Source organism: Burkholderia sp. BCC1972 (assembly GCF_905339605.1).
GTDB lineage: Bacteria > Pseudomonadota > Gammaproteobacteria > Burkholderiales > Burkholderiaceae > Burkholderia.
This window is the reverse complement of the sequence record NZ_CAJPGH010000017.1, coordinates 1-22256: the sequence shown is the minus strand read 5'-3', so window position 1 is coordinate 22256 and position 22256 is coordinate 1. Positions and strand designations below refer to the sequence as shown.

The 22256-nt window shown below is 65.5% G+C and carries 18 protein-coding genes; 6 read left to right on the top strand and 12 right to left on the bottom strand.

Annotation, left to right across the window (positions count from 1 at the left end; genetic code table 11):
* Positions 1 to 127 precede the first annotated feature (127 nt).
* The 4 genes from U5798_RS22985 to U5798_RS22970 all read left to right on the top strand — a co-directional run bounded on the left by U5798_RS22985 (position 128) and on the right by U5798_RS22970 (position 5246).
* Positions 128 to 1015 carry an NAD(P)-dependent oxidoreductase gene (locus tag U5798_RS22985; RefSeq protein ID WP_322083389.1) on the top strand — a complete coding sequence of 296 codons (888 nt, stop codon included), beginning with the start codon at positions 128 to 130 and terminating at the stop codon, positions 1013 to 1015.
* Positions 1016 to 1069: 54 nt separating this feature from the next.
* Positions 1070 to 2587, top strand: coding sequence for an aldehyde dehydrogenase family protein (locus U5798_RS22980; RefSeq protein WP_322083276.1), 1518 nt, complete (start codon positions 1070 to 1072; stop codon positions 2585 to 2587).
* A gap of 48 nt (positions 2588 to 2635) precedes the next feature.
* The gene (locus U5798_RS22975; protein WP_322083275.1) at positions 2636 to 3970 is read left to right on the top strand and encodes a DUF3100 domain-containing protein; all 1335 of its coding nucleotides are present in this window, start codon (positions 2636 to 2638) and stop codon (positions 3968 to 3970) included.
* Between the two features lie 79 nt (positions 3971 to 4049).
* Positions 4050 to 5246: a M20 aminoacylase family protein gene (locus U5798_RS22970; protein ID WP_322083388.1), complete on the top strand. Its 1197-nt coding sequence runs from the start codon at positions 4050 to 4052 to the stop codon at positions 5244 to 5246.
* Positions 5247 to 5301: 55 nt separating this feature from the next.
* Here U5798_RS22970 and U5798_RS22965 read toward each other — a convergent pair whose 3' ends face one another.
* The 10 genes from U5798_RS22965 to U5798_RS22920 form a co-directional block, all read right to left on the bottom strand.
* The gene (locus U5798_RS22965; protein WP_322083274.1) at positions 5302 to 6615 is read right to left on the bottom strand and encodes a Xaa-Pro peptidase family protein; all 1314 of its coding nucleotides are present in this window, start codon (positions 6613 to 6615) and stop codon (positions 5302 to 5304) included.
* A 244-nt stretch (positions 6616 to 6859) separates the two neighbouring features.
* Entirely contained in the window at positions 6860 to 7771 is a 912-nt protein-coding gene (locus U5798_RS22960; RefSeq protein ID WP_124457021.1) for a LysR substrate-binding domain-containing protein, read from the bottom strand.
* A 27-nt stretch (positions 7772 to 7798) separates the two neighbouring features.
* Positions 7799 to 8896, bottom strand: coding sequence for a GlxA family transcriptional regulator (locus tag U5798_RS22955; protein ID WP_260435012.1), 1098 nt, complete (start codon positions 8894 to 8896; stop codon positions 7799 to 7801).
* Between the two features lie 12 nt (positions 8897 to 8908).
* Positions 8909 to 10327, bottom strand: coding sequence for an aldehyde dehydrogenase family protein (locus tag U5798_RS22950; protein ID WP_322083273.1), 1419 nt, complete (start codon positions 10325 to 10327; stop codon positions 8909 to 8911).
* 47 nt (positions 10328 to 10374) lie between these two features.
* Positions 10375 to 11463, bottom strand: coding sequence for a quaternary amine ABC transporter ATP-binding protein (locus tag U5798_RS22945; protein ID WP_124457022.1), 1089 nt, complete (start codon positions 11461 to 11463; stop codon positions 10375 to 10377).
* Positions 11460 to 12503, bottom strand: a complete 1044-nt coding sequence (locus tag U5798_RS22940; protein ID WP_322083272.1) for an ABC transporter permease — start codon at positions 12501 to 12503, stop codon at positions 11460 to 11462. Before U5798_RS22940 ends, U5798_RS22945 begins: the two co-directional genes overlap by 4 nt.
* A gap of 151 nt (positions 12504 to 12654) precedes the next feature.
* Positions 12655 to 13626 (bottom strand): glycine betaine ABC transporter substrate-binding protein, encoded by a 972-nt coding sequence (locus U5798_RS22935; RefSeq protein ID WP_185658304.1) that lies wholly within the window; start codon positions 13624 to 13626, stop codon positions 12655 to 12657.
* A gap of 64 nt (positions 13627 to 13690) precedes the next feature.
* Positions 13691 to 15313, bottom strand: a complete 1623-nt coding sequence (locus tag U5798_RS22930; protein WP_322083271.1) for a GMC family oxidoreductase — start codon at positions 15311 to 15313, stop codon at positions 13691 to 13693.
* A 118-nt stretch (positions 15314 to 15431) separates the two neighbouring features.
* Positions 15432 to 16436 (bottom strand): flavin reductase, encoded by a 1005-nt coding sequence (locus U5798_RS22925; RefSeq protein ID WP_260435013.1) that lies wholly within the window; start codon positions 16434 to 16436, stop codon positions 15432 to 15434.
* 53 nt (positions 16437 to 16489) lie between these two features.
* Positions 16490 to 17818 carry an LLM class flavin-dependent oxidoreductase gene (locus U5798_RS22920; RefSeq protein ID WP_124457025.1) on the bottom strand — a complete coding sequence of 443 codons (1329 nt, stop codon included), beginning with the start codon at positions 17816 to 17818 and terminating at the stop codon, positions 16490 to 16492.
* 1072 nt (positions 17819 to 18890) lie between these two features.
* On the opposite strand from U5798_RS22920, the gene ribB reads away from it, so the two are divergent.
* Together ribB and U5798_RS22910 are read left to right on the top strand one after the other, a co-directional pair.
* Positions 18891 to 19559, top strand: coding sequence for a 3,4-dihydroxy-2-butanone-4-phosphate synthase (gene ribB, locus U5798_RS22915; protein WP_322083270.1), 669 nt, complete (start codon positions 18891 to 18893; stop codon positions 19557 to 19559).
* Between the two features lie 108 nt (positions 19560 to 19667).
* The gene (locus U5798_RS22910) at positions 19668 to 20810 is read left to right on the top strand and encodes a porin (protein WP_322083269.1); all 1143 of its coding nucleotides are present in this window, start codon (positions 19668 to 19670) and stop codon (positions 20808 to 20810) included.
* Between the two features lie 183 nt (positions 20811 to 20993).
* Here the strand turns inward: U5798_RS22910 and U5798_RS22905 are convergent, their stop codons facing one another.
* Together U5798_RS22905 and U5798_RS22900 are read right to left on the bottom strand one after the other, a co-directional pair.
* Positions 20994 to 21206, bottom strand: coding sequence for a GGDEF domain-containing protein (locus U5798_RS22905; RefSeq protein WP_322083268.1), 213 nt, complete (start codon positions 21204 to 21206; stop codon positions 20994 to 20996).
* A 13-nt stretch (positions 21207 to 21219) separates the two neighbouring features.
* The gene (locus U5798_RS22900; protein WP_322083267.1) at positions 21220 to 22179 is read right to left on the bottom strand and encodes a LysR substrate-binding domain-containing protein; all 960 of its coding nucleotides are present in this window, start codon (positions 22177 to 22179) and stop codon (positions 21220 to 21222) included.
* Between the last annotated feature and the right edge of the window lie 77 nt (positions 22180 to 22256).

Genomic DNA, 22256 nt, shown 5'->3' with positions numbered 1-22256 from the left:
ATTCGAGTGTTCTAAAAAAGAGAACAATATCAATATTGGCGTTGATTGATTATACGGGTTGACGGACCGAACATCGTTGGCATGCAAGGCGGGCGCAAGCTGGCGCGCCGGCCTCGAACCAACAGCTATCAGGAGTCGTCGGATGAAAACGGTGGGCGTGATCGGTCTGGGCAACATGGGGCGCGGCATGGCGGGTTCGCTGCGGCGCGGCGACTACACGGTGCTCGGTTACGACGCGGCGCCGGGCGTGGCGCTCGAGCTGGCCGGGCAGGCAGTGTTGTCGGCGCGCGATTCGGTGGCCGAGATCGCGCGCGATGCCGACGTGCTGCTGCTGTCGCTGCCGACCTCGGCGGTGGTCGAGGCGGTGGTGCTGGGCGCGGGCGGCGTGCTCGAGAACGCGAGGCCGGGCAGCATCGTGATCGACACCACCACGGCCGATCCGGACAGCACGCGGCGCGTGGCGGCGGCCCTGGCCGAGCGCGGCATCGGCTTCGTCGACGGCCCGGTGAGCGGCGGCCCGAAGGGCGCGGCGACCGCCACCATGACGATGGTGCTGGGCGGCTCGGACAGCGATATCGCGGCCATCGAGCCGATCCTCGCGGTGATCAGCGCCAAGCGCGTGCATGTGGGCCCGGTGGGCGCCGGCCACGTTACCAAGCTGCTCAACAACCTGCTGACCGGCGTGCACCTGCTGGTCGCCAGCGAGGCGGTGCGCACCGCGCGCGCGGCCGGCGTCGATCCGGAAAAGCTGGTCGAAGCGCTCAACGGCGGCTCCGGCCGCAACAGCGCGACGCTGACCAACTACCCGACCTGGATCTTCAACGGCAAGTTCGATTCCGGTTTCACCATGAAGCTGATGCGCAAGGACGTGCGGCTCGCGCTGGGCCTGCTCGACCAGTTCGACAGCGTCGCGCCGGTGGCGCGCGAGGCGGCGCGCGTGTGGGCTGCCAGCGAGTGTTCCGTCGCCGACGGCGAGGACTTCAACCGCATCGTCGACTTCCTCGACCCGGCCTGAGGCCGGGCAGCCCGCACCACGATCCCGCTCGACCCCCATAGACGGAAACCTGACATGACCCAGCACGCAGACCAGTTGCTCGCCGCCTTCGCGCATTTCTTCCCCGGTGCCGCCACGATCGGCTCGTATGTCGACGGCGAGCTCGTCGCCGGCCAGGGCGACACGATCCAGCTTTACGATGCGGCGACGGGCGAGGCCACGCTCGCCTATCGCGACGCCGGCGCAGCCGTTGTCGACCATGCCGCCGAAAGCGCGCGCCGCGCGCAGCGCGAATGGTGGGCGCTCACGCATGCCGCGCGCGGCCGCGTGATGCAGGAGGTGGTGCGCGCGATCCGCGCCGAGGCCGAGGCGATCGCGCGGCTGGAGGCGCTGGGCTCGGGCAAGCCGATCCGCGACTGCCGCGGCGAGGTGGCCAAGGTCGCCGAGATGTTCGAGTACTACGCGGGCTGGACCGACAAGTTCTACGGCAGCGTGATCCCGGTGCCGACCTCGCACCTCAACTACACGCGCCGCGAGCCGGCCGGCGTGGTGCTGCAGATCACGCCGTGGAACGCGCCGGTGTTCACCTGCGGCTGGCAGGTGGCGCCCGCGGTGGCGATGGGCAACGGCGTGCTGCTCAAGCCCTCGGAGTTGACGCCCTTTACCTCGCTGGCGGTCGCCAGGCTCGGCGAGCGGGCCGGACTGCCGCGCGGCCTGGTCAACGTGCTGGCCGGCTTCGGTCACACCGCCGGGCAGGCCGCTATCGCGCATCGCGTCGTGAGCAAGGTGGTGTTCGTCGGCTCGCCGGCCACCGGCGCGCGCATCGCCGAGGCCGCCGCGCGCCGCGTGCTGCCGTGCGTGCTGGAGCTGGGCGGCAAGTCGGCCAATATCGTGTTCGCCGATGCCGACCTGAAGCGCGCCGCGCTGACCGCCCAGGCGGCGATCTTCGCCGGCGCGGGCCAGAGTTGCGTGGCCGGCTCGCGTCTGCTGGTGCAGCGGGCGATCTACGACGAATTCGTCGCGATGGTGGCTGCCGGGGCGAAGAAGATCCGTGTCGGCGCGCCGCTCGATGAGGCGACCGAGGTGGGCCCGATCAACAATCGCAAGCAGTACGACCACGTGATGTCGATGATCTCGAACGGCGTGGCGGCGGGCGCCACGCTCGCCAGCGGCTCGGCCGAGCGCGTCGAGGCGGGCCGCGGCGGCTACTTCGTCGCACCCACCGTGCTGGCCGGCGTGTCGAACGCGATGGAGGTGGCGCGCACCGAGATCTTCGGGCCGGTGGTGGCCGCCATCCCGTTCGACACCGAGGAGGAGGCGATCGCGATCGCCAACGACACCGACTTCGGCCTGGCCGGCGCGGTCTGGACCACCGACGTGGCGCGCGCGCATCGCGTGGCCGCGCAGGTGAATGCTGGCACCTTCTGGGTCAACGGCTACAAGACCATCAACGTGGCGTCGCCGTTCGGCGGCTACGGCATGAGCGGCTACGGCCGCTCGAGCGGAGTCGAGGCGCTGTACGAATACACGCAGACCAAGAGCGTGTGGGTCGAGACGGCCGAAGCGCCGCCCACCGCGTTCGGTTATCTGTAATCACCGGCCCGCATGCGACGGCAGCCGGGCTTCAAGGGGAGATTCGTCATGGAACACGCACTGGGTATCGAGCGCCGCGAGCTGGGCGGCGCGGCCACCGCCAAGGTCCTGCTTTACGCGGCCGGCATCCTGCTGGTCGCCGAATGGATCGGCTCGTTTACGTTCAAGCTCGGACCGGGCAAGGTCGTGCTGCTGCCGATGATCTGGGCGCTGCTGCTCGGCGCCGCGGTGGGGCTGGCCAGCGCGCGCTGGAACAGCAGCGCGCGCCTGAGCGTGCCCGACCAGTTCTTCGCGGCCGCGATCCTGCAGCCGGCGCTGCTGCTGTTCGTCTCCAAGCTCGGGCTGATGGTGGGTAGCGCGCTGCCCAAGCTGGCGTCGGCGGGCTGGGCGCTGGCCTTCCAGGAATTCGGTCACTTCGTCGGCACCATCCTGCTCGGCCTGCCGCTCGCGTTGCTGCTCGGCATCAAGCGCGAGGCGATCGGCGCGACCTTCTCGGTGGGCCGCGAGCCGAGCCTGGCGATCATCGGCGAGAAGTACGGGATGGATTCGGCCGAGGGCCGCGGCGTGCTGGCCGAGTACCTGACCGGCACCGTGTTCGGTGCGGTGTTCATCGCCGTGTTCGCGGGTTTCGTGAGCAGCCTCGGCATCTTCGATCCGCTCGCGCTGGCGATGGGCTCGGGCGTCGGCTCGGGCAGCATGATGGCGGCCGCCTCGGGCGCGATTGCCGCGCAGCAGGACCCGGAGACGGCGAAATCCGTGCTCGCGTTCGCCGCGGCCAGCAACCTGATCACCACCACCATCGGTACCTACTTCACGCTGTTCATCTCGCTGCCGCTCGCGGTCTGGGGCTATCGCGTGCTGGAGCCGTTGATCGGCCGCACCACCAAGGCATCGGCGCAGCCCGAGGCGGCCAGCCCGTCGCTGGGCGAAGTGCGGACGGAGGCGCCCGCGCTCGGCTACGGCGGCAAGCTGCTCGCCTGGATCGTGACGGCCGCGATGGCGCTGGTGTGCGACTGGATTGCCCACGGCACCACACCGCTGGTCGGACTGCCGGGAATCGCGATCATGGTGTGCGCGACGATCGTCGGCGATGCGCTGGCGCGTGTGACGGGGCGGCGGATTCCGGCGGTCTGCTGGGTATCGGTGGTGGCGATGTTCCTGACGTCGCCGTGGTCCCCGTGGGCTTCGCAGATCGCCGCGCTCAGCTCGCACAACGATTTCCTCGGCGTGACCACGCCGATGCTGGTGTTCGCGGGGCTGTCGATCGCCAAGGACATCCCGGCCTTCCGCCGGCTCGGCTGGCGCATCGTGCTGGTGTCCTTCGTGGCCAATGCCGGCACCTTCATCGGCGCGACCCTGGTGGCGCAGCTGTTCCACATCTGATGCCTCGCGGCGCGGCGGCGGGCGGCATGGACCGGCCCGCCGTCGCGCCGCGACGACCGACAAAAGCGCTCCCCTCCGCATGAAACTGATCGATTCCATCGTCGCGCACGCCGACGAACTGACGGCGATACGCCGCGATATCCACGCCCATCCCGAGCTGGGCTACGACGTGTTCCGCACCGCCGAACTCGTCGCCGAGCGGCTCGAGCAATGGGGTTATGCCGTCACGCGCGGCGTCGGCCGCACCGGCGTGGTCGGCACCTTGAAGCGCGGCGGCAGCGCGCGTGCGATCGGCCTGCGCGCCGACATGGATGCGCTGCCCGTGCAGGAGGCCAACACCTTCGCGCACCGTTCGACGGTGCCCGGCGCGATGCATGCGTGCGGCCACGACGGGCACACCGCCATGCTACTAGGGGCCGCGCGCCATCTGGCGCGGCATGGCGAGTTCGACGGCACCGTGCAGTTGTTCTTCCAGCCGGCCGAGGAAGCGGGCGGCGGCGCGCGCGCGATGATCGAGGACGGCCTGTTCGAGCGTTTCCCGGTGGATGCCGTGTTCGGGCTGCACAACTGGCCCGGCATCGCGGCAGGCGATTTCGCGGTGCGGCCGGGGCCGCTGATGGCCTCGACCAGCCTGTTCCGGATCAACTTGCGCGGTGCCGGCTGCCACGCGGCCATGCCGCACCTGGGCCGCGATCCGGTGTTCGCGGCGGGGCAGGTGCTGAGCGCCCTGCAGGGCATCGTCACGCGCAACCGGAATCCGATCGACGGCGCGGTGCTGTCGGTCACGCAGGTGCATGCGGGCGAGGCGATGAACGTGGTGCCGACCGATGCCTGGCTCGGCGGCACGGTGCGGACCTTCTCCGATGCGACGCTCGACCTGATCGAGACGCGCATGCGCGCCGTGGTGGCCGCGACGGCTGCAGCCTTCGATTGCGAGAGCGAGGTGGATTTCCAGCGCCAGTATCCGGCTACCGTGAACGACGCCGAGCAGACGGCGGTGGCGGTAGCGGTGATGCGCGAGCTGGTGGGCGACGCGCATGTGAACGCGGCCGTCGATCCGACCATGGCGGCGGAGGATTTCTCGTTCATGCTGCGCGAGAAGCCGGGTTGCTATGCGTTCCTCGGGAATGGGGCGGGCGATCATCGCGTGCATGGGCACGGCGGCGGGCCTTGCCTGCTGCATAACGCGAGTTACGACTTCAACGATGCGTTGCTGCCGGTGGGGGCGAGTTATTTCGTCAGGTTGGCGGAGCGGGTTTTGCGGCGGGCGCCTTGAAGATGGGCTGCGCATCCGGTTCGCGCCAAAATACGCCGCCCACATGCGTCCTCGCTCAAATATCCCGCAGATCGCAAAGCGGCACCGACGACAAGGGCACCGCACCCTCGGCCGTAATCAGTACCTGCTCCTCGAGCTTGACGCCCTCGATCCCGTCCTTTTCGCCGATGAAGCTCTCGACCGACACCACCATGTTCTCCTCGAACACGCCGTCGTAACCCCATTCCTCGAAGTCGACCGCATAGGCCACGCTCGGGAACTCGTCCACCAGCCCGCAACCGTGAACCATCATCATGTAGCGGTTGTGGACGTACTGCGACGGTACCGCCCAGCTTTTCTCGGCGAACTCGCGAAAGGTCACGCCCGGACGCAACAGCGCGCAATTGTGTGCGATCTGATCGCGGGCACGGCCGAACAGTGTACGTTGCGCGGCGGAAGGTGCCTTGCCGGGACACACGAAGCTGCGTGAAATATCGGAAAGGTAACCGCCCGGCCCGACCATGTCGGTGTCGAAGCCGACGATGTCGCCGGCGAGGATCTCGCGATTCGTGGCATCACGGAACCACGGGTTGGTGCGCGGCCCGGAGCTCAGCAGGCGTGCCTCGCTCCATTCGCCGCCGTGTGCCGTATTAGTGTCCTGCAGCACGCTCCAGAGCTGGTTCTCGGTGATGCCGGGGCGCAATGCCTCGCGCATCCTCGATACGCCCAGGTCGCACACGCCCATCGAAATGCGATGTTGCTCGATTTCCTGAGGGCCCTTGATCATGCGTGCCGTTTCAGTTAGCGGTTGCGCATCGTGCAAGGAAAGACCCTCCGTGCGCAGCCATTCCGCGCCCCAGGGGTCGCACTTGTCGAGTGCGAGCCGGCGGTTGCCGCCGCCATGCTGCCGCACCACGTCCGCAATGCTGCGTGCCCACTCGCGTGCCTTCTCGTCCACACGCGGCCCGGCGAGAAAGAAGTTCCACGGGATGGTCGGCCGGATCTCGTCGATCGTCTCGATACCTTCGCTGTTGTGCCGGCTGGTGGAGAAGTCGAACAGAATCACGGGGCCGTCCGTGGCGACGAACACGTAACGACTCGGCGAGTGCATCACCCAGACGCCGAGACTGTTGGTGTCGGTTGCGTAACGGATGTTGATCGGGTCGGCCAGCAGCATCCCGGCGTAGTCGTGCCGCTTCAGTTGCGCACGCAATCGCTCGAGTCGGTACGCGCGCAGCGCCGGGCGGTCGAGCGCCTCGAACGCCTCGATCAGCCCGGGGTCGATGGAACTGGCCCGATGCCCTTGCGAGAGCGGGTCCTGCCGGAACTGGCGGCGCCCGGTCGTGGCGACCGTCGATGCATCCGTGTCATCAGTGAAGCGGCGGTTCATTCGAATACCTGTCAGTGAGGGGAAGTGGACCGACGATGCGCAGCCGGGAATCGGTGGCGTCACTTCGAACGATATTGATTAGTGGTGCATATAAATGGGAGCACGGTTCAGTGCCGCCCTTCACCGGGGGCGGGCCAGCGTCGTCCGGCCCGGTGGCAGCAGTATCGTTCGCGGGCCGTCCTGCGTAAACGCAAGGAAAAAATCTCCGCCTGTTAATGAAAAGTGAACGTGTCCGGCCGGTGCCTCAGGCGGTCATCTGCTGAACAAAGGAGCCCTTGACCCAGGACGCCACGGCTTCGGTGGCCGGTGTGCCGGCCGAGTTGCGCGCCACTGTCAGATGGAAGCCGTGGCAACGCACCGGATCGGTCCGAATGGGCTGCACGAGCAGCCGGCTGGCGAGAAAGCGGCTCATCAGCGGCGGCCCGATCAGCGCAAAGCCTTGCCCGTCCAGAGCGGCCTGGACCAGGTTGGTATAAGTGTTGACCGTGATGTTCGGCTTGGTTCCGTCCATGCTGACGCCGTGGTTGGTAAACCAGGTCGACCAGCGTGTGAGGCGATCGTAGGGCCCTTCGAGGTGGATCAGCGGATGTCCGAGCAGATCGCCGGGATCAATCGGCGTGTCGTGGTCGACCAGGTAGTTGGCCGAGCAGGTGGGTGCGATGGTCTGCGAGATCAGCAGGATCGAATCCTCGGCGGGCGGCGCGGAACTGTAGGTCACCGCGAGATCCACATCCTTCTCGCCCAGATACGGCAGGTCCGACACGATGAAGCGCAGCTCGATGTCGGGGTACTGCGCGCGGAAACTGCCGAAGTTCGGCAGCAGCCAGTAGGTCACGAAGCCGGCGGTCGCGCTGATGGTGACGATGTTGTTCGCCGGCCGCGAACTGATCTCGATGGTGGCCTGCCCGACCTGCCGCAGCGCGGACGAGATGGCCGTGTGATACCGCACTCCGCTGTCGGTCAGCCGGATGGTGCGGTCGGCGCGGTCGAACAACTGCACGCCGAGGAAATTCTCGAGCGCCTGGATCTGCTGGCTGACGGCCACGCGCGACACGTTCAGTTCGACGGCCGCCCGCGAGAAACTCAGATGACGGCCGGCTGCCTCGAACACGATCAAGGTGTTCGGTGGCGGCAGCGTCGCTTTCAATGAACTCATGACTCGGGTCTCCTGTCCACGCGCGGCTCAGCGACGCAATGCCGCGACTGTATCGTGCTGCTCGGCAGCGTGCTCGCGCGCGTCGCCGCCGAAGGTGCGGCTTTGCGCCTGCCGGCGCTCCTGGCCGGGTGTCCGGCCGAAGGTTTTTCGGTAGGCGGAGGTGAATACCGAGAGCGACTGGAATCCACAGGCTACCGCAATATCGGTCAGCATCATGGTGCTTTGCTGCAGGAACTGGCGAGCCCGGCGCAGGCGCAACAATCGATAGTGCTGCATCACCGGCTGCCCCACCGCAGACCTGAACAGGCGCAGCAGCCTGCGCTCGCGCACGCCGACACGCTGCGCCAACGCCACGAGCGACAGCGGCGTCTCGATGTGCGCTTCCATCAATTGAAGCACTTCGGCGAGCAGCCGACTGGTGGAGCCGTAGCCGGCGGGCGGTTGCAGCGCGCCGGGATGCCGAACCCGGTCCACCGCCAGATAGCTCGAGATGTGCTGCACGAACGCGTCGCCCATCGACAAGCCGACGAGGTACAGCATCATCTCGAGCGGCGCCACGCCGCCCGCGCAGGTGATGCGATCGCGGTCGATGCGGAAGATACTGCGCTCGAACGTGACGTCGATGAAGCTTTCGGCTTGCGCGTGCAGGTATTCCCAGTGGATCACGCAGGTGTGGCCGGCCAGCAGGCCGGCCTTGGCCAGCACGTAGGCGCCGGTGCAGATGCTGCCGAGCAGCGCACCGGCATGTGCGAACTGGCGGACCCGTTGCAGATGTGCCGGCGTGGTGGCGTGCTGCACCTCGTTGCCGGCGCAGACGAACACGATATCGGCCGGGCCCGGTGTTTCCGGCACGTCGACTGACAGCGTCAGGCCGTTGCTGGCCTGTACCGGCTGCCCGTCCACGCTGATCACGGACCAGCGATACAGCGGCTTGCCGCTCAACTGGTTCGCGATCCGCAATACTTCCAGCGCGTTGACGAAGGCGATCATGCTGAAATTCGGCACCAGCAGGAACACGAAATGCGAGGCGCCGGCGAACTTCGCCAGCGTTCTGTCGGCCGGCACCGGCGCTTGCGGTGCGAGCGGGAGCAGGGGCGGCATGATGGTGCGATAGCCGGTGGGCAACGGGGCGCGTGACTACGGGCGGATCACGGCCTTCACTTCAAGATAGGCCTCGAACCCGGCTTCACCGCATTCCCGGCCGTTGCCCGACTGCTTGAAGCCGCCGAACGGGGCACACGAATCCCAGCCCGGGGTGTTGATCTCCACCTGGCCCACGCGTAGCCGCGCAGCAGCCTGCGAGGCGGCCGCCGCGTCACCCTGCACATACGCGGCCAGCCCGTAGGGGGTATCGTTGGCGATCTCGATCGCCTCGTCGACGGTGTCGTAGGCGATCAGCGATACGATCGGCGCGAAGATTTCCTCCCTGGCGATGCGCATGTCCGGCGTGACCTGCGCCACGACCGTCGGCGCGATGAAATAGCCCGTGTCGACGCCAGCCGGCAGGCCGAGGCCGCCCGTCACGACGGTGGCGCCTTCCTGCTCGGCCGACGCGAGCAGCGCGCGGGCCCGTTCGAACTGGATCTGATTGACCACGGGCCCAAGCGTGGTGCGCTCGTCGAACACGTCGCCGCAACGCAGCGTTTCGGCAGCGGCCTTGGCGCGCGCTACCGCCCGTTCGTATTGCGGCCGGTGTATCAGCATGCGCCCCGGCGCCGTACACGACTGCCCGGCGTTGCGATACGCGGCATGCACGCCGGCGGCCACCGCCGTGTCGATGTCGGCACCGGGCAGAATCAGGTTGGCCGAGTTGCCGCCCAGCTCTTGGTGGACGCGCTTCACCGTGTCGGCCGCGGCCCGGGCCACCTGGATGCCGGCGCGGGTCGAGCCGGTGAAGGACACCATTTCCAGATCCGGATGCTCGGCGATTGCGGCGCCGACGGTGGCGCCGTCGCCGTTGACGAGATTGAACGCGCCGGCCGGCAGGTCGGCGTCGTGCAGCAGTTCGGCGAGGTAGAGCGCGCTCAGCGGCGAGTATTCGCTGGGCTTGAGCACGACGGTGCAGCCTACCGCGAGTGCCGGGATCAGCTTCGTGATGATCTGCAATATCGGGAAATTCCACGGCGTGATCAGGCCGCACACGCCTACGGGTTCCATCACGAGGGTGGTCCTGCCGCGCGTCTTTTCGAACTCGAAACGCTCGAGGATCTCGATGCCGTTCCGGATATGCGCCAGCGAGCCCGCCACCTGCGCCTGCCGTGAGAAGCTGATCGGCGTGCCCATTTCGAGCGTCATGCGCCGCGCGAACTCCTCGCTGCGCTCGATGAACAGCGTTTCGATACGACGCAACATGGCGAGTCGCGCACTGGCCGACGAGGTGGAGAACGACGGGAACCGGCGCTTGGCCGCCGCGACGGCGGCGTTCACGTCCTCGCGCGTGCCCATCGCGATCTCGCCGACCGGCGCCAGGGTTGCCGGATTGATCACGGCGCGCCGCGCCGGATGCGTGGCGGGAACGAATTGGCCGTCGATGTAGAAATGGTCGAGGTATCGCACGATAGTCCTTGAATTGAGTGGCAACGGGAAGCGGGGCGCTCGCGGGTTCAGGCCGTCGTGGTCGGAAGGCCGGCGGTATCGGGCAGGCTCGGTTGCTGCTGTCCGCGAACCTGCCGCGGCACGATGGCTCGCACCACGTCGCGCATCGCGCACTGACCGACTACCGCACCGCCGCGGGTCACCGCGAAACTCCGGTCGAGATCGCCTTGCGACTTCGCCAGGGCGGCCTCGAGCGTGTCGCCTTCGTCGAGCGTGTCGCCGGCCCGGTACGGCGCGGATGCCGACGGGCTCATCACCGAGCCCACCTTCAGCACGCGTGCGCGGTTGATGTCGTTGACGAAGCGCTGGATGTAGTCGTCCTTCGGCTGCAGCACGATGCTTTCCGGGCTGCCTTGCTGCACGACCTTGCCGTCCTTGAGGATTACGATGTGATCGGCGATCTTGAGCGCCTCCTCGAGATCGTGCGTGATGAACACGATGGTCTTGTTCAATTCGCGCTGCAACTCGATCAGCAGGTCCTGCATGTCGGCACGGGTCAGCGGATCGAGCGCCGAGAACGCCTCGTCCATCAGCAGCACGTCGGCATCCGAGGTCAGCGCCCGCGCGATCCCGACCCGTTGCTGCATGCCGCCCGACAACTGGTGCGGGTAGCGGCCCTCGAAGCCCGACAGGCCGAGGCGAGCGATCCAGCGCCGTGCCTCCTGCTGCACGGCCGGCCTGGCCTGACCGCACACCTTTTTCGCCAGGCCGACGTTGTCGAGCACGGTCAGGTGCGGCATCAGTGCGAAGTTCTGGAACACCATCGACACGTTCGAGCGGCGGAACTCCAGCAATGCGCGCCCCGACAGCCGGGTGATGTCGCGCCCGTCCACGAGGATCTCGCCGGCGGTCGGCACGATCAGGCCGTTGAGATGGCGGATCAGCGTCGATTTGCCCGAGCCCGACAGGCCCATCACCACCGTGATCGCACCGGCACGCATGTCGACGTTGATGTCGTGAAGCCCGATCACGTGGCCATGCTTGTCGAGCAGTTCGGCCTTGCTGATGCCGTTCATCACGAGCGGCATCATCGACTTGGCCTCTGGGCCGAACACCTTGTAGCACTGGCGCACGGCGATCTTGATGTCCTGGCTCACTGCTGGCCTCCTTGTTTGTGGACCGCGAGACGCGACATCGATACCTTGGTGACGCGATCGAACAGGATCGCAAGCAACACGATCGACAGCCCGGCCAGCAGACCTACGCCGAGCTCGAGGTTGTTGATGCCGCGCAGCACCAGCACGCCGAGCCCCGGCGCCGATACCAGCGAGGCGATCACGACCATCGACAGCGACATCATGATGGTCTGGTTCACGCCGGCCATGATGCTGGGCAGCGCCAGCGGCAGCTCCACGCCCACCAGCTTCTGAAACCAGCTCATGCCGAAGGCGGAGGCCGCCTCGCCGACAGTGCCGTCCACTTGGCGGATGCCGAGATCGGTGAGCCGGATCATCGGCACGATCGCGTAAAGGATGATGGCGATTCCGTAAAGCTTCGGGTCGGTCACGCTGAACAGGAAGATCAGCGGGATCAGGTAGACGAACGACGGCAGCGTCTGCAGCATGTCGAGCACCGGCAGCATGCTGCTCTTGAGACGGTCGCTCTTCGACATGGCGATACCGGCCGGAATGCCCAGTACGATGCAGATCAGCGTGCAGGTCAGCACGATCGCCGTGGTTTGCAGTGCGTAGTGCAGATAGTCGACCAGTCCGAGGCAGAAGAGCAGGGCGGCCGTCATCGCCGTCACCTTCTTCGAACGCGACAGGCCGTAGGTGACGGCCAGCAGCGCCAGCGTGGCCAGCCACCACGGCACGATCTCCACCATGTGCAGCGAAAGCTGCAGCATCCACGACAACGGCTGGGTGATCGGGTCGAGTACCAGCTTCAGGCCGTGGCGGATGTGCAGGAAGCCCTGCTCGATGCCGGTGGTCAGGTCGCGGGTGCGGGGGATGGCCGCGCAGTCCGCGTTCAGCGCGTCGAGCGACGGAAACGGGAAGTTCCATCCGCTGTCCTGGTTCGATGACGAGGCGGCGGACTTCGACAGCAACTGCGCGAGGGTGACCGGCCCGGACTGGGCATGGGCATCGCACCATGGCCGCAGGCCGACCGAGTCAAAAAATGCGTTATCGATGTTCATGGATGTCAATCCTCGCTTCCGGGGCCGCTCGAGTCATGGATGCATTGCGTTGCGTTGCGTTGCGTTGCGTTGCGTTGGGGCAGGGCAGGGCGCGAAAAACGATGCATCGGTCTCCGGGTACGCCTGCCTGCCCGGAGCCGATGGGGGTGCCTTACTTGATGACGGAGCTGACCTTGGTCAGCGCGGCGGGCGACACCCAGCTCTTCCACTGATCCTTATAGTGCGTCAAAAAATAGGCGGCGGTTTCATCTGCCGTGGCCTTGTTCGTCTCCTGCCAGGACAGCAGCTGGCTCATCAGCGTGTTCGAGAACGACACGCGGCTCATCAGGGCCGCGATGTCCGGATGGGCGTCGCGGAACGGCTTCGACATGGTGGTCAGCACGGGTGCACGCGGCCAGCCCGTCTTGCCCGGCGTGGGGCAGTCCAGGCGCGCGTTGCATTTGGCGACGGCCGGTACCACGGGGCCCATGTCCACGCTGACCATCGGGTACTTGCCGAGCAGCGCGGTCGGCGCCCAGTAGTAGCCGAACCACGGCTTCTTGTCCTTGTAGGCCGCCGCCAGCGAGGCCGCGAGCGTTTCGCCGGAGCCGAAGCTGACTACCTTGATGCCGTGCTTCTCCAGCTCGAAGGCCTTGATCAGGTTGTTGTTCGATACCGTCGAGCCCCAGCCGGGCGGGCCGTTGTCGAACTGGCCGCCGACCAGCTCCGGATGCGCGAGGATGCCGTCGAGCGTCTTCAGTTCGGGATGCTGGTCCACCAGATACTTGGGCACCCACCAGCCGTCCTGGCCGCCGTCGGCGATCACGTTGGCAAGCGATACGATCTTCCCCTGCTTTTCCAGCGTGTAGTACACGTCCGCCACCGCCGGCCAGACTTCGGTGAGGATGTCGGGCTTGCCCGTTTCGGACAGCGAGGTCAGCGCCGGCACCGTCGAGGTCGGCACCTTCTGCACCTTGCAGCCGTAGCCCTGTTCCATCAGGAAGCTCGACACCGCCGTGACGATGGCGGCGGATGACCAGTTCATTTCCGTAATGGTCACCGAGCCGCACTCCGCCGCCATGGCAGGAGTGGCGATCGGGCCGATCAGGAGAGCTGCAGCGAGAATTGCGAGTCGTGATTTCATACACTGAATCTCCAACAAAGGCTGAGGGGACAGAAACGGTAAAAACAACGAGGCGCGAGCCTCCTTACGTATGCTGAACGGCCTCGACAGCCGCTGCGGCTCGACGTGCTGCGAGGATCATGTCGGCGCCTTTCTCGCCGATCACGAGGCTGATGGCATTGAGATTGCCGCTCGGAATCTGCGGGATGATCGAGGAGTCGACCACGCGCAGGCGCTCCACGCCGATCACTTTCAGCTCCGGCGTGACCACCGCATCGGCATCGACACCCATCTTGCAAGTGCCGCACGGGTGGAAGCTGCCGCCGGCGTTCTCGCGCAAGTAGGCGAGCCATTCGTCGTCCGTCTGCACGTCGTCACCGGGTTTGCACTCGCCGGTCACATAAGGCGCGAAGGCGCGCGAGCGCAGCGCCGCGCGAGCGATGCGAGCGCCGGCGATCAGCGTCTCGCGATCGTAGGCGTCGGCCAGCATGTTGAACTGGATGCTCGGCGGCGCGAGCGGATCCGAGGATTGCAGCTTCACCTCGCCGCGGCTGCGCGAATTGTTCACGTTGGGCTGCAGGTTGATCGCGGCCTCGGGCTCCATGCGGATGCCTTGGTCGGTGTAGCTCGAGGAAAACGCGCCGAAGTGATACTGGATGTCGGGATAGGCAAGCTCGGGCCGCGTGCGCACCAGGCCGACGCCGCTGTACGAGAAAGTGGCCTGGCCGGAGCGCGACAGCAGGAAGCGCGTGCCGTACTTGAGCATGCCGAGCGCGTTGAATTCCTGGTTGGCGGTGCGAACGTTTACATAGGCCTTGACCTGGCAGGCCGGGTGCTCCTGCAGATTGCGGCCCACTGCGCGGTTCTCCACGATCACCGGAATGCCGGCCAGGTTCAGCTGGTCGGCCGGGCCGACGCCCGAATGCATCAGGATCTTCGGCGAATTGATGGCGCTCGCGCTGACGATCACCTCGCCGTGGCAGCGCTCCACGCGGCGCTGGCCGTCGAGATCGAATTCGACGCCGACTGCCGTCTGGTTCTCGATCATGACACGGCGCACCAGCGCGCCGGTCAGCACGCACAGGTTGGGGCGGCGCCTGGCCGGGTCGAGATAGCCTCGCGCCGCGCTCCAGCGCAGGCCGCGATGCTGGGTCGAGTGCAGGATGGCCACGCCCTCGGTCGGCTCGGCATTGAAATCGACGTTCTTCGGATAGCCGAGCTCTTCCATCGCGTCGAGGAATACGCGCGTGAGCGTCGGTACGCCGCGGATCTCGCTGATCACGATCGCGCCGGCCTTTCCGTAAGTCTCGCTGACGCCGTCCCGGTTGCATTCCACCTTGCGGAAGTAAGGCAGCAGTTCGTCGTACGACCAGCCGGTATTGCCGAGCGCGGCCCAATGATCGTAGTCGCCGCGGTTGCCGCGCACGTACCAGGTGGCGTTGATCGAACTCGATCCGCCGAGCACCTTGCCGCGCGGCACGACCTCGGTGCGATCGTTGCGCGTGGGGTCGGGTTCGGTCGGAAACATCCAGTCGGTTTCCGGATCGTTCATGGCCTTCATCGCCAGGGCCGGAATCTTGATGGCAAAGCGGTTGTCGCTGCCGCCAGCCTCCAGCAGCAGCACCCTGTTGCGCGGATCGGCGCTGAGGCGATTCGCCAGTACGCATCCCGCCGACCCTGCACCGATGATGATGAAATCCCAGCTCATTGTTTCGTGCCCTTTCGAACCTGTACGGGTGCCTGGCAATCGCGCGGCGGACCGAAAACCGAAAACTCGTGCCTGGCTACGTGCGCGGGCGGGGGGAGGCCCGTCCGCGCGCGGCGCGTCACGCCTGGCGCGCGGTAGCCGGCTGGCCGCGCGTGCGTTCCACCAGCCGCGTCAGCGTGCGCATCAGCACGGCGATATCGGCGGCCGACACGCCGTCGAGCTGCGCATCCTCGAAGGCGATCCAGCGCGCGCGGATCGACTGGCGCAAGGCCAGCCCCGCGTCGGTCAGCCGTACGCCGCCATCGGCCGCGCGGATCAACAGCGCCTTCTGGGCCAGCCAGGTAACGGCGTCCTCGACGTCGCGCTGGCCGAGATAGGTCTGGCGTGCGACGTCGCCGACCTTGATGCCGGGGCTGGCGTGAACACTGGCGAGCACGCGCGCCACCGCGATGCTCACGCCTTCGGCGCGGCGATGTTCATCGAAGGCTTCGGACAGCGCGTGGTGTGTGTCGAAGATCAGTTGCAGCAGGTTGTTGCCGGACGGCCCGGTGCCCGCGTTGGCGATTTCGGCCGAATCGCCCGGCACCTCGGGCGGCTCGCTGGCAATGCAGTACTGACCCTGGCTGAAGATGAGCGGCACGCCTTCGAAGCGTGTGAGCCGCGTGACCCGGCCGATCAGCAGCAGGTGGTCGCCGCCGTCGTGACGGGCGTGCACGTCGCATTCGAAATGGGCGAGGCAGCCGTCCAGCAGCGGCGAGCCGAACGGGTCCGGGTGCCAGGCCACGTCCGCGAACTTGTCCTCGATCTTGCTGGAGAAATGGCGCGACAGCTCGATCTGTTCGGAAGACAGAATGTTCACCGCGAAATGCTCGCAGTTCGAGAATGCCGGGAAGCTGCGTGATTTCCGGTCGATCGACCACAGCAGCAGCGGCGGATCCAGCGACAGCGAGGAAAACGAGTTGACAGTGACCGCCGAACGGCGCTCGCCGTCCGCGGTCGTGACGATGGCGATGCCGGTGCCGTACTGGCTCAGGCCGCGGCGGAACATGCGCGGATCGTCGGCGGGGTTGCCCTGTTCGATCGGCACGAGCGCGCGCTGCGTGGAAGATTCGGAGATGCGCATGATCGGTTTGACAGTCTCAAGAGAGTTTCACGAAAACCGGCGTTCCCTGCTCGTCAGGCGTAGAGGCTGCGCGGTTCCGGCAGCCCGAGGTTCTGGCGCAGCGTGGTTCCTTCGTATTCGGTACGGAATCGTCCGCGCCGGCGCAGTTCGGGCAGCACCTGATCGGCGAAGTCGTGCAGCGCGTGCGGCAGGTGGGTCGGCGCGATATTGAAGCCGTCGGCGGCCTTGCCGTCGATCCACGCTTCCATCGCGTCGGCCACGTCGTTCGCGGTGCCGATCACGGTCAGATGCTCCTGCGACATTGCGATCCGCTTGTACAGTTGCCGGATCGTCAGGCCTTCGCGCTGCGCCGTCTCGTAGTACATGCTCGCGCTGCTGCGCAGCCCGACGTCTTCGAGCGGCGGGGGCGGCACCGGGCCGTCCAGGTCCAGGTGCGAGAGATCCCCGAACGAGCGCTTCAGGATCGACAGCCCGACCAGCGGATCGATCAGTTCCTGGAGCATCGCGTATTTCTCCTGCGCCTCGTCGCGCGTGCGGCCGACGATCGGTGTCAGGCCGACCATCATCAGCAGTTCGTCCTCGCTGCGGTCGAGGGCCGGCAGGCGATCCTTGACCGACGCGTAGTATTTCTGCGCGGCCGCCATGCTCTGCTGGGCAGCGAACACGATGTCGCAATGTTTCGCGGCGATCTGCTGGCCGACCTCGGAGGTTCCCGCCTGCACCAGGATCGGCCGCCCCTGCGGCGAGCGCCGCACGCTGAGCGGGCCGCGCACCGAGAAGTGCTTGCCCGCATGACCGAGCACGTGCAGCTTCGACTCGTCGTAGAACACGCTCGATTCCTTGTCGTGCACGAAGGCATCGGCGTCCCAGCTGTCCCACAGCCCCGTCACCACGTCGACGAATTCGGCCGCTCGCTCGTAGCGGGTGTCGTAGTCGAGATGCTTGGCGCGGTTGAAATTCCACGCTTCCTGCTCGGACCAGGATGTCACCACGTTCCAGCCGGCGCGCCCGCCGCTGATCTGGTCCAGCGAACCGTACTTGCGTGCGATGTGGTACGGCTCGTTGTAGGTGGTGGACGCCGTCGCGACCAGGCCGATCTGCCGGGTCTGGCTGGCGAGCGCGGACAGCAGGGTGAGCGGCTCGAGTTCGACGTTGTGGCTCGAGCGGCACAGCGAGCCCTTCGGCACGTCGTCGTAGCGCACGCCGATGCCGTCCGCAAGGAACAGCAGATCGAACTTGTTGCGCTCGGCGAGCCTCGCGATGTCCAGATACAAATTGAACTGCGACGCAGCATCGGCCTGCAGCTCCGGGTGGCGCCATGCGCCGAGGTGGTATCCCATGTACCTGATCGACAGGCCAAGTTTCATCTGCTTCTTGCTCATCGGATCCTCTGCGTTTCCGTATCCATCGCGACAGGCGCGAGGCGGGCCCCGGCTGTCAGGTCGGTTGGCCGGACTGCTCGGCCACCAGCGTGCTCCGTGCCGTTCTTGTCTCACTTCGGCGGTAAGCGGAACTGATCATATCGACGCGGTCATGCCCGGTAAACGCAGGAAAATAATAGCCGCACGTAAAGTTTTTCTTAACCTAGGGTTTGCGAGGTTTGGTCAGCGGAAACCTGCTGTGCGGCCTTCGCTAAAAAGGCCGCATCGCGCGGCGTCTCGGGCGAGCTGGAAGCTCGGCACTCACGACACCGCCTCGCCGCGTGCAGGAAGTCGGATGTTGCCGGGGTAGTCTTTGCTCGTACGTATGGACCGGACGCGGTAACGACTCGAGGTCTTCGCTACTGCGTACAAACCCGATCTCTCGAAGGCGCCCGTGAGCGCTCGTGCGGGGGAGGAGCGGTGGCCGCCAGGTGATCGGTGGCGTCCCGATTCCGCTCAATCCGGTTGCCAGCCGGCAGTCCGCTCGACTCGCGTCGCGGACCGGCACGGCTCGACATCGAAGCCTTACATTCGGGCGATGCCGATGCTTCGGTCGCCTGTTAACCCAGGCTTATCACGCTCCCTTTTTTTTCCTGCGTTTACGACCGAACATGGACGAAGCAAGATTCATCCTGCCACCACGAGTCTACGCAGCGCACTCGGATGAGGGTTTCAAAAGCCTGGAGTTTTTGCGAAATCCTCACGTACAGCGTGCTTGCCTGACATACGGCTTCGTTCACATGCCGTTCTCGGCTACCGAAGCAAATGAGGAGACAGGCATGGATCGGAACCGGCCGGATTCGTTGGAATTCCGAAAATTTCCGCAGTACCGCAGATGATTCACGACATCGATGTGTCCGTCGTCGTAGCAGCCCTTTACAAGGGGGCGTACACGGAACTCTTCACTGATATGCCCAACCTCGTCGATATGAACGGGTGGCCTACGAGTTGACCCGGTATTTTGAGTATTGACGCACTCGACTCGATCAACTCACGGGTGGAACCTGGTGGAATTAATTATGAGGATATCGAAATGAAGATGGATCGAATTGAGGATGCGCTTGAAGCGATGACGCGAGGATCGATCGTCGTTGTCGCAGACGATGAGGATCGGGAAAACGAGGGGGATCTCATCTTGGCTGCCGAGCATGCAACGCCCGAGGCAATCGCCTTCATGGTGCGATATACGAGCGGTATGCTCTGCGTCGGCCTTGCGGGCGAGCGTCTTGACGAACTCGACCTTCCTCTGATGGTAGAGCGCAACACCGACTCGATGAAAACCGCATACACCATAACCGTCGACTACCGCCACGGGACGACGACCGGAATCTCCGCCGCGGACCGCGCGGCGACAATACGCGCGCTGGTCGATGAACGGGCCACTGCGGGGGATTTCAGTCGACCTGGCCATGTGTTCCCACTGCGCGCGGTGCCCGGTGGTGTATTACATCGCCAGGGACATACAGAGGCCGCGGTGGACCTGGCCCGGCTCGCGGGCCTCAGGCCCGGCGCTGTACTGGCGGAGGTGGTCAATGACGACGGAACCATGGCGCGCCGGCCGGAACTGGAGGCATTTGCGAGGCTGCACGGCTTGCCGATCATCTCCATTGCCGACCTCGTCACATACCGAAGCAGGAAGACGAGCATGTGGCACGAATCGGCAGCCGTACTTCCGACGATTCCCTATTCCGTTCCAGCATAAGCACAAGCAACCCTGAGACCTTGGGGCTGCATTCTGTTCTTGATTCGCCCGATAGTCGCTGTTTATCACTTATTTAATCGTACTAAGCAAATATTTGGAGATCATGGAATGAAGAAAATTATTGCGACATCCATTCTTGCGGCATTCGGTGCTTCCGCGCATGCCCAAAGCACGGTCACGCTTTACGGTCTCATCGACGAGGGCTTCGACTTCACAAATAATGTCCGTGGTGGCAAAGTCTTTGAACTCCAGAGCGGTTTCGTGCAAGGGAGTCGATGGGGGGTGAAGGGCGCGGAGGACCTCGGCGGCGGGCTGAAAGCCATCTTCCAGCTCGAGAATGGATTCAATGTCAACAACGGTCGCCTGGGTCAAGGCGGCCTCATGTTCGGTCGCCAGGCATATGTCGGCCTCGCAAACGACCAGTTCGGCACGGTTACGTTCGGCCGACAGTACGATTCTCTCGTCGACTATCTCGCGCAGACGACGGCAAACGGGAACTGGGCGGGTTACATGTTCTCGCACCCCTATGACAACGACAACACCGACAACACGTTTCGTGTGAACAACACGATCAAATATGCGAGTCCCAACTTTTCCGGCTTCCAGTTCGGTGGCACGTATAGCTTCAGTAATGACACGAATTTTGCGAACAACCGCCAGTACAGCGCGGGGGCGCAGTATGCGAACGGCGGACTGTTGATTGCGGCAGCCTATTTGCAAGCGAACAATCCGTCGGCAACGGCAGGCGGCGCCATCAACAACGGAGGTGACGAAAATTTCGTCGCGCAACGTCTTCGCATTTTCGGTGCCGGTGTCAATTACAGCTTCGGCCCTGCGACGATGGGCTTCGCGTACACGAACACGTATGTGACGCAGCCTCAAAGCTCGGGGTACATCGGCGCGATCACACCGTCTGGCGGAACGCTTTCGTCCCTGCGGTTCCAGAATTTCGAGGTGAACGGGAAGTACCAATTCACACCGGCGTTTTACGTGGGTGCGATGTATACCTACACTCGAGCGGATTTCAATGCGACGACCGGTAGACAACATCCGAACTATCAGACCGTCGGATTGATGGCCGACTACAACCTGTCGAAGCGAACGGATGTTTACCTCCAGGGTGCATATCAGCATGTCGGTGGCGACAAGACTGGCACCGTGCTGGATGTCGCCTTCGTGCCCGGGGCGGACGACGTCTCCTCCAATCGCAATCAGCTCATCATGCGTGCCGCAATCCGCCATAAATTCTGACTACCTCGCCATGGCCCCGGTGTTGCCAGCGGACGTGCACTGGGGGGCGATGGGGCGGCCCGGTCTCTCCCGGGCGAGCAGAGCACGGCGCGCCCGAAACGGCGGCCGACATCGCCGTAGCGTAACCCACGCTGACCGTGAACGGCGCCAAAGGCTGATTTCCCGCCATCGGCCGGGAGCCCGCTACTTCGGCAGTATCGTTTCCGCGATATGCGCGGCCCCGTTCTCGTCCGTGTCCGGCAATACCACCACGAACGCTTCTCCGCCGTATCGCGCAGCAAGGTCGCCACGCCGTCGTGCGTGCTTGGTAATGCAGTTTGCCAGGTGCGCGAGTGCGAGGTCGCCCTGCGCATGGCCGTGCGCATCGTTGTATGCGTTGAAGTTGTCCGCGTCCAAATGTCGAATGGTGCTACGGCTGTTCTCGTGAAAATGGCCTGCGGAATGCAGCGCGATCGCGCTCGCCTCCAAGTGGACGTTCGATCGAGGATAGTGTGGCGCCCTTGCGCTCGTCCGCGATCCAGTCGCCGAACAGCTGGATCTTCTGTTGCTGCTCGGCTCCGCCCGGATACACGAAGTAATAGCCCAAACCCGTCGGCAGCGCGATGTCGAACGGCATCACGAGCCGGTGCGCCGCCACGTTTTCCTCCACCAGCGTCCGGTCGCCGATCGCGATGCCGTAGCCGTCGATCGACGCTTGCGTCGCGAGGTCCAGCGTTTCGAAGCTCAGCCCGCGCGTCGAATCGACGTGAGGGGCGCCAGCCTGGTCGAGCCACCGTTTCCAGTCCCGATGGTCGCGGGTCGGATGCAGCAGTGTATGACCGGCCAGATCGTCGGGATCGGCCAGCGGCTGCCGCTCGAGCAGGCCCGGCGCGCAGACGGGCGTCAGCTGCTCGTCGAACAGCGGGATCGCATGCATGTCGGGGCCGGCGCCGGGCGCGTAGATCACCGCGGCATCGAACGGTTCCATGCGGAAATCGACGTGATGGTCCCAGGTCGTCGTGATCTGCACCTGCAGTTCGGGGTGCTCGGCCTGGAACCGCATGATGCGCGGCAGCATCCATTGCATCATGCAGGTCGGCACCTTCAGTGCGAGCTCGGTGCGCCGGCGCGACAGGCGCATCGACACCTCTTCGATGCGCGCGAAGCTTTCGCGCACCGTCGGCAGCAGCAGTTCGCCTTCCGCCGTCAGCGTCAGGCCCTTCGGCGTGCGCTTGAACAGCGGGAACCGGTAGAAGCCCTCGAGCGCGAGGATCTGCCGGCTCACGGCACCCTGCGTCAGGCACAGCTGCTCGGCGGCACGCGTAAAGCTGCCGTGGCGGGCGACGATGTCGAAGATCTGCAGCGCGTTGAGGGAAGGAAGTCGTTTCATCGGAAGGGCAGGCGTGGAACGGGCGGCATGGCGCGCCGCGGCATGGCTCAGTGCAGGATCTTCGCGAGGAAGTCCTG

Coding starts and splice junctions, on each gene's coding strand:
- U5798_RS22980 (WP_322083276.1), top strand. CDS start 1,070: ATGACCCAGCACGCAGACCAGTTGCTCGCCGCCTTCGCGCATTTCTTC.
- U5798_RS22975 (WP_322083275.1), top strand. CDS start 2,636: ATGGAACACGCACTGGGTATCGAGCGCCGCGAGCTGGGCGGCGCGGCC.
- U5798_RS22970 (WP_322083388.1), top strand. CDS start 4,050: ATGAAACTGATCGATTCCATCGTCGCGCACGCCGACGAACTGACGGCG.
- U5798_RS22965 (WP_322083274.1), bottom strand. CDS start 6,615: ATGAACCGCCGCTTCACTGATGACACGGATGCATCGACGGTCGCCACG.
- U5798_RS22960 (WP_124457021.1), bottom strand. CDS start 7,771: ATGAGTTCATTGAAAGCGACGCTGCCGCCACCGAACACCTTGATCGTG.
- U5798_RS22940 (WP_322083272.1), bottom strand. CDS start 12,503: ATGAACATCGATAACGCATTTTTTGACTCGGTCGGCCTGCGGCCATGG.
- U5798_RS22935 (WP_185658304.1), bottom strand. CDS start 13,626: ATGAAATCACGACTCGCAATTCTCGCTGCAGCTCTCCTGATCGGCCCG.
- U5798_RS22930 (WP_322083271.1), bottom strand. CDS start 15,313: ATGAGCTGGGATTTCATCATCATCGGTGCAGGGTCGGCGGGATGCGTA.
- U5798_RS22925 (WP_260435013.1), bottom strand. CDS start 16,436: ATGCGCATCTCCGAATCTTCCACGCAGCGCGCGCTCGTGCCGATCGAA.
- U5798_RS22920 (WP_124457025.1), bottom strand. CDS start 17,818: ATGAGCAAGAAGCAGATGAAACTTGGCCTGTCGATCAGGTACATGGGA.
- ribB (WP_322083270.1), top strand. CDS start 18,891: ATGAAGATGGATCGAATTGAGGATGCGCTTGAAGCGATGACGCGAGGA.
- U5798_RS22910 (WP_322083269.1), top strand. CDS start 19,668: ATGAAGAAAATTATTGCGACATCCATTCTTGCGGCATTCGGTGCTTCC.
- U5798_RS22900 (WP_322083267.1), bottom strand. CDS start 22,179: ATGAAACGACTTCCTTCCCTCAACGCGCTGCAGATCTTCGACATCGTC.